This is a genomic window from Anabaena sp. AL09 (assembly GCF_001672255.1).
Classification (GTDB): domain Bacteria; phylum Cyanobacteriota; class Cyanobacteriia; order Cyanobacteriales; family Nostocaceae; genus Dolichospermum; species Dolichospermum lemmermannii.
In genome coordinates this window covers 25,475-26,060 of the sequence record NZ_LJOQ01000103.1, presented here as the reverse complement: position 1 = coordinate 26,060, position 586 = coordinate 25,475, and the positions used below count along the sequence as shown (strand labels likewise).

Below are 586 nucleotides of genomic sequence, written 5' to 3'. Positions count from 1 at the left end.
ATAAAACCTCTCTCCAAACCTCTCTCCTACAAGGAGAGAGGCTTTAAACTCTTTAAATTCTCAAGTTTTTTTCCTGTTCCCTCTCCTCTTAGGAGAGGGTTAGGGAGAGGTATCTTATCCCCCGTGCCAGTGATAAACCCCCGAACTGACAGAGGTTGTCCGTCAATTCATCGAGGCAAACCGTGCGCCAAGGGATGTAGAAACAGACTTTTGACCTTTTTTGAGGTGAGTGGTAGAATGGGGTGACTTACTCCGCGTCGTCGCCCGCAAAAGGAATAAACTCATTTCCCCGAAATTGGGCTGTAACCTGACCGCTTTGATCCTTGGCAGTGGAGGTAGTTTCGCGTTCTACGGGAGCAACTTGTTGGGGGCGGATGTTCTTCTTAGTCATGGTGTGTTTTCCTTTTTGTTTGTTCGTTTTACTTCTTCCTGATGAAGAAGACTGGTTTGGTGAAGGCGTTAAATTGGCGTTGAAGGGTAATTTAACGAGTTGTGATTCACCAGAAGCTTTATATAAAACCTCTCTCCAAACCTCTCTCCTACAAGGAGAGAGGCTTTAAACTCTTTAAATTCTCAAGTTTTTTTC

General features: G+C 44.7%; 1 protein-coding gene. It reads right to left on the bottom strand.

The window, feature by feature from the left end; translation table 11 throughout:
• Positions 1-247 precede the first annotated feature (247 nt).
• Positions 248-391, bottom strand: a complete 144-nt coding sequence (locus AN490_RS21025) for an anacyclamide/piricyclamide family prenylated cyclic peptide (RefSeq protein ID WP_213718311.1) — start codon at positions 389-391, stop codon at positions 248-250.
• Positions 392-586 lie beyond the last annotated feature (195 nt).